At 67.8% G+C, this 5752-nt stretch carries 5 protein-coding genes and 1 pseudogene; all 6 read left to right on the top strand.

What is annotated here, in order from left to right:
* The first annotated feature begins 82 nt into the window (after nucleotides 1-82).
* Nucleotides 83-799 (top strand): enoyl-CoA hydratase/isomerase family protein, encoded by a 717-nt coding sequence (locus VFW69_RS02225; RefSeq protein WP_526497729.1) that lies wholly within the window; start codon nucleotides 83-85, stop codon nucleotides 797-799.
* A gap of 41 nt (nucleotides 800-840) precedes the next feature.
* Nucleotides 841-1209 (top strand): VOC family protein, encoded by a 369-nt coding sequence (locus VFW69_RS02220; RefSeq protein ID WP_526497725.1) that lies wholly within the window; start codon nucleotides 841-843, stop codon nucleotides 1207-1209.
* A pseudogene (locus VFW69_RS02215) lies at nucleotides 1206-1934 on the top strand (BadF/BadG/BcrA/BcrD ATPase family protein); the annotation flags it as partial. The gene VFW69_RS02220 and the pseudogene VFW69_RS02215, both read left to right, overlap by 4 nt.
* A 78-nt stretch (nucleotides 1935-2012) precedes the next feature.
* Nucleotides 2013-2906, top strand: a complete 894-nt coding sequence (murQ, locus tag VFW69_RS02210; protein WP_526497727.1) for an N-acetylmuramic acid 6-phosphate etherase — start codon at nucleotides 2013-2015, stop codon at nucleotides 2904-2906.
* Between the two features lie 268 nt (nucleotides 2907-3174).
* Nucleotides 3175-3750 (top strand): N-acetylmuramoyl-L-alanine amidase, encoded by a 576-nt coding sequence (locus VFW69_RS02205; protein WP_526497723.1) that lies wholly within the window; start codon nucleotides 3175-3177, stop codon nucleotides 3748-3750.
* 113 nt (nucleotides 3751-3863) lie between these two features.
* Nucleotides 3864-4892 (top strand): fused (3R)-hydroxyacyl-ACP dehydratase subunits HadA/HadB, encoded by a 1029-nt coding sequence (locus VFW69_RS02200; RefSeq protein ID WP_526497721.1) that lies wholly within the window; start codon nucleotides 3864-3866, stop codon nucleotides 4890-4892.
* The last annotated feature ends 860 nt before the right edge of the window (nucleotides 4893-5752 follow it).

The following is a 5752-nucleotide window of genomic DNA, read 5'->3' as shown; positions in this document are numbered from 1 at the left end:
CATTCAATGCCGCCGTGCGCGAACTGTTGGAACAGCTATGACCACTGTCGATGTATCCATCGAATTCGTCGGGCACGTGGCCATGGTGGAGATCCACCGGCCCCCGAACAACTACTTCGACACGGCCTTGATCGCGCGCATCGCCGACGCCTACGAGCAACTGGACGACGACATCGAATGCCGGGCGATCGTGTTGTGCGCGGAGGGAAAACACTTCTGCGCGGGCGCCGACTTCTCCCAACCCGCCGAATATCGTTCGTCGCCGGGCGAGCTCTATGCCCAGGCCATCCGGTTGTTCCGCGCCCGCAAGCCGGTTGTCGCGGCGGTGCAGGGCGCCGCGATCGGCGGCGGGCTCGGGCTTGCCCTCAGCGCAGACTTCCGGGTGGCGGCACCCTCCTCGAAATTTGCAGCCAACTTCAGCCAGCTCGGGTTTCATCCCGGCTTTGGTATCACCGCCACGTTGCCACGTGTTGTCGGCCAGCAAAAAGCGCTCGAGTGGATGCTCACCGGTGAGCGTTTCGGTGGTGAAATCGGCTATGCAACGGGGCTTTTCGATGAATTAGCCCCTGACGGCGGTGTTCGCCCGGCAGCGATTCGGTTCGCCGAGCGTATCGCCGCTTCGGCTCCCTTGGCGCTCACGAGCATCCGTGCCACGATGCGCGCCGGACTCGCCGAGGCCGTCGAAGCCGCCACCGCCCACGAGCTCGAGGAACAAACGCGCCTTGGGGCGACCGCCGACTTCCGCGAGGGCGTGACGGCGGCGGCCCAGCGCCGCGTTCCCCTATTCACCGGTCGCTGAACATCCTCGAGCTCACGGCGGGAACCGATACGGTGCGTTGCATGCCGCGTTTGGACTACGTCATTCACTACGTCGAGTCGCTCAACCGGTCGGTGGCGTTTTACCGCGACGTGATCGGGCTCCGGGTGCGAATCGAGGGCGACGGCTATGTCGAGTTCGACATGGAAAACACGAAGTTCTCACTTTTCGAACGCTCGAAGCTGCCCGGGCTCATCGGTCGCGACGGCGGCAATCCGCCCTGCGGTGAGATCGGCTTCCTGATCGAAGACGTCGATGCGGAAGCGGAACGGTTGCGACGGCTCGGTGTCGAGATCCTCAGCGGACCGGTGGATCGACCATGGCATGAACGGACGCTGCACATCGCCGACCCGGACGGCAACATTATTGAATTCGCGCAGAAGCTGCGATGATCCTCGCCGTCGACCTCGGCAAGACATCCTGCCGAGCCACGGCAGGCGGCCGCAGGGCCGAGGGCGCGGGCGCGCCAGGGCTCGCGGCGCCTGGTGGCGCGCGGGCCGCGGAGGCGGCGATTGTGGCCATCGTGCGAGACCTCGGCCCGGTTGACGAAGTCATCGTGGGCGCCGCCGGGGCGCTGGCGGCACCGGACGCGGCGCGCGCACTGGGCGATGCGCTGCTGGCATCGCTGCGGGCGGAGCGCGTCACGGTGACCAGTGACGCGGTGATCGCGCACGCAGGCGCGCTAAACGGGGAGCCGGGCGTCGTGCTGATCGCGGGCACCGGCGTCGTGGCGCTCGCGATCGACGCGAACGGCGCACTGCGCACCGCCGACGGCTGGGGCCCGTGGCTGGGCGACGAGGGCGGCGGCACGTGGATCGGCGCCGCCGGACTGCGCGCAGCGCTGCGCGCCCACGACGGCCGGGGGCCGTCCACCACGTTGCTCAATGCCGCCCGCGCCCGCTTCGGCGCGCCGGAGACCTGGCCCGCGCAGCTCACCGGTGCCGGCGCGCTCGCGTCCTTCGCGCCCGACGTCCTGGCCGCGCAGGGCGACGCCGCGGCGCTGGCGATCATCAGCGCCGCCGCCCGGGCGCTCGCCGCGACCGCGCGCGGGGCCGGGGATGGCCCGGTGGCGATGGTCGGCGGACTGGCGGGAGTCCAGGCGCTGCGCGAGCAGCTCGACCTCATCCCGTCCGCCGGCGACGCGCTCGACGGCGCACTGCGGCTAGGAGCGATCCACGAGCCGCACGTGATCCGCCTGCAGGCGGCCGCCGCGACGCACGGCCTCGATGCGCTCGCGACCGAAGCCGTGCGGCCAGACCTGGACGACCTCGACGCGCGGCCCATCGGCGAGGTCGTCGCGCTGCTCGTTGGCGCCGAGGCCGACGCGCACGGCGCGGTGGCGGCTGCGGTCCCGCGCATCGCCGCGGCGGCCGAGGCGATCGCCGCGCGGCTGGAGCATGGCGGCCGCCTGATCTACGCCGGTGCCGGAACGTCGGGGCGGCTCGGCGTGCTCGACGCGGCCGAGTGCGGACCGACGTTCGGCACCGATTTGGTGCGCGGCGTGATCGCCGGCGGGCCGGCGGCGCTGACCGAGGCGATCGAGGGTGCCGAAGACGCCTTTGACTCAACCGATCTCGGCGACCTGACCGCCGCCGACGCGCTCGTCGGGATCACCGCGTCAGGCCGCACGCCGTACGTGGTCGGGGCGCTCGAGCACGCACGCACGGCGGGCGCGCTCACCGTTGCGATAGTCAACAACCCGAGAAGCGAGGCGTCTGCCGACGTGGTAATTGAGCTCCTGACCGGGCCCGAGGTGCTCGCCGGGTCCACGCGGCTCACCGCGGGGACGGCGCAGAAGGTCGTGCTCAATACGCTTTCGACCAGCGTGATGATCGCGCTCGGCAAAGCCTATGGCCCGCGGATGGTCGACGTGCGTGCGACGAATGTGAAGGTGCGCCGCCGCGCGGTGCGGATCGTCCGCGACGTGGCCGGTGTCGACGAGGAGACCGCGACCGCCGCGCTCGGCGCCGCGGGCGGTCACGCCAAGACGGCGATCGTCGCCCTGCTCGCGGGCGTCGACGCGACCGAGGCCGCCATCCGGCTTGACCGGGCACGCGGACGTGTGCGCGACGCGCTGGGTAGTACCTGAACGAAGACCTGCCGCGGGCCGGCGTCACGCCCGTATCGTGAGGACCGTGTGTGAGCCAGCGTGCGGCCCGCCAGCTCTGGTCAGCCGCCGTCAGCTGCTAGTGCTGGCGGGCAGCGCCGGGGCGGCGTCCCTGGTCGGCAGCTGCTCGAGTGCGACGCTGATGGACTCGGCCTCAGCGTCTGAGACCGGCCCGAAGCCACCTTCGGCTCCGACTCCTCGCCCGACCTCGACAATCAGTGCAAGCCTGACCGCTACGACTTCGGCACCGTTGCTCTGCCGGGACGCCTGGGGCGCGCGACCGGCCCGCTCCGGAGGAAAGCGCCACACCATCACCCGGATGACCCTCCACCACGAGGCCGTCGTCCTTGGCGAGAACCGCAGTGCCCCAGGCCATCTCCGACAGGATCAGCGATACCACCAGGACCAGCACGGATGGATCGACATCGCCTATCACGTCGGCGTCGACCGCAATGGCAACATCTACGAACTGCGGAGCACCGAGATCGCGGGCGACACCGCCACGGACTATGACACGACGGGCCATTTCCTGGTCCTCTGCGAAGGAGACTTCGATCAGGAGGCTGTGCCGGAGGCCCAGCTCCAGGGAGTAGCTCGCGCGTTCGCATGGGCCGCCCAGAATTTTCACATCTCGCCCGACACACTGGCGGGCCATCGGGACCTGGCCCAAACCTCTTGCCCGGGTAAAAACCTGTACGCCCACCTTTCCTCGGGCGACGTCAAGCGCCGCATTGACGACCTCCTGGCCACGGGCGGCGTGGACCTCCAGCGCTTCTGCGGACCCGATGCGGCCGCGAGAGTCGCGTCAATCGAGGCCGGCAACTGAACAGCGCTCCCGCAGGTGCTTGTCGGGACTCGAGTCGCCGGGACCCGGCTTCCGCGCGTTAGTGTGCTCTGGTCGGCCCCAGCGAACTGGCCGATAGAAAAGTTGAGCAATTCATGACAACAGCAGAAGCGTCGGCGCTCGAATCGCGGGTCGGCCACTACTACCAGATGGACGGCACCTACTTGGTCGGCCGCGAGAAGTTACGCGAGTACGCCCGCGCGGTGCAGGACTATCATCCCGCGCATTGGGACGTCGCCGCCGCCGCGGAGCTGGGCTATGCGGACCTGGTGGCGCCGCTGACATTCACGTCGACGCCGGGCATGACCTGCAATCGCCGCATGTTCGAACAGGTTGTCGTCGGCTACGACACCTACATGCAGACCGAAGAGTTGTTCGAGCAGCACCGCCCGATCGTGGCCGGCGACGAACTGCACATTGACGTCGAACTGACATCGGTGCGCAGGATCGCCGGTAGGGACCTGATCACCGTGACCAACACTTTCACCGACGCAGCCGGCGAGCGGGTGCACACCCTGCACACCACCGTCGTCGGAGTCACCGCCGAGGACATCGATCCGGCGATCAAGTTGGCCGTGCCGAACATCATGATGCATGACATGGACATCACCGCAGTCGGTGCAGCCGATGACGCGTATGAGAAGACGGTGCGCCCCGAGGGCGAGATTCGGCTCGCCGGGCACGGCAGCACCCGGACGCCAGGGACGCCGTCCTTCGATGACGTGAAGGTTGGCGACGAGCTACCCGCGCATCACGCCGGACTGTCTCGCGGGGACCTGGTGAACTATGCCGGCGTGGCCGGCGACGCCAACCCGATCCACTGGGACGAGGAGATCGCCAAGCTGGCCGGCCTGCCCGACGTGATCGCCCACGGAATGCTCACCATGGGGCTAGGTGCCGGATTCGCCTCCACATGGACGGGCGACCCCGGTGCGGTCACCCGCTACGCGGTACGGCTCTCGGCGCCCGCGATCGTGTCGGCCAAAGAAGGCTGCGATATCGAGTTCAGCGGCAAGGTCAAGTCACTGGACCCGGCGACACGCACCGGTGTCGTCCTTGTCGGGGCGAAGTCCGATGGCCGAAAGATCTTCGGCTTGGCGACGTTGAACGTCCGCTTCCGTTGATGCGTGTTAGTCAACTGCAGGGCAGGGCGCTTGACCAGCTAATACTCAGTGGAGCTGCCGGGAATCGTCTTCGCAACACCAGCACCGCTCAGCTACAACCGCATTGATCAAGAGCGTCGACGTGTGTAGCCCAGGTGGACCACCTCATGCAGGATGTCGTCACTGTGCATTGCCCGGAGCCGCCGGGCTCGTGGGGTTGGTTGCGGCCGCAGGACTCGTTGAGGTCACTTGACTCGTTGGGGTCGCAGGACTCGTTGAGGTCGCAGAACTCGTAGGGGTCGCAGAACTCGTTGGGGTCGCAGGACTCGTTGGGGTCGCAGGACTCGTTGGGGTCGCAGGACTCGTAGGACTAGCGGGCGTGGGACTCGCAAGGCCTGGGCCTTCGCCACACCAGTCCGCCACATCTTTCGGGTACTGCTCGAGCGGTGGAGGACAACGCTGCCCCGGCGGGAAATTGGCGCCGGCGTTGAGCAGATCGCAGGGCACGTAGACCTGCTTGCCCTTGGGAGTGTTGGTCAGACACTTGGTCGGCGGCTCGCCGTGGGCGTTGACGGGAATGATGGCCGCCGCCACCATCGCGCCGAGCGCCCAAGCAAGGCGGCGATAGGTCATTTGGGCTCCTCATCTAGCTGCAAAAGTTCATCACCGGAGATCGCTGGTGGCAATCCCAACCAAACGAAATACTGCCACCGCGACAAGAGCGCTCATCTGATACACGTTCTCGTGATGCGGTGTCGGGCGTGCACAACGTGACTCGCCGTCGTATGACGTCTCTTGCCGTAGTTGCGGCGCGTACCCAATTCATCGCTTTGAACAGCACATACTCAGTGGAGCTGCCGGGAATCGAACCCGGGTCCTAC

This window comes from Mycobacterium sp. (assembly GCF_036273375.1).
Taxonomy (GTDB): domain Bacteria; phylum Actinomycetota; class Actinomycetes; order Mycobacteriales; family Mycobacteriaceae; genus Mycobacterium.
The sequence above is the reverse complement of the archived record's forward strand: the minus strand, read 5'-3'. Positions and strand labels throughout refer to the sequence as shown.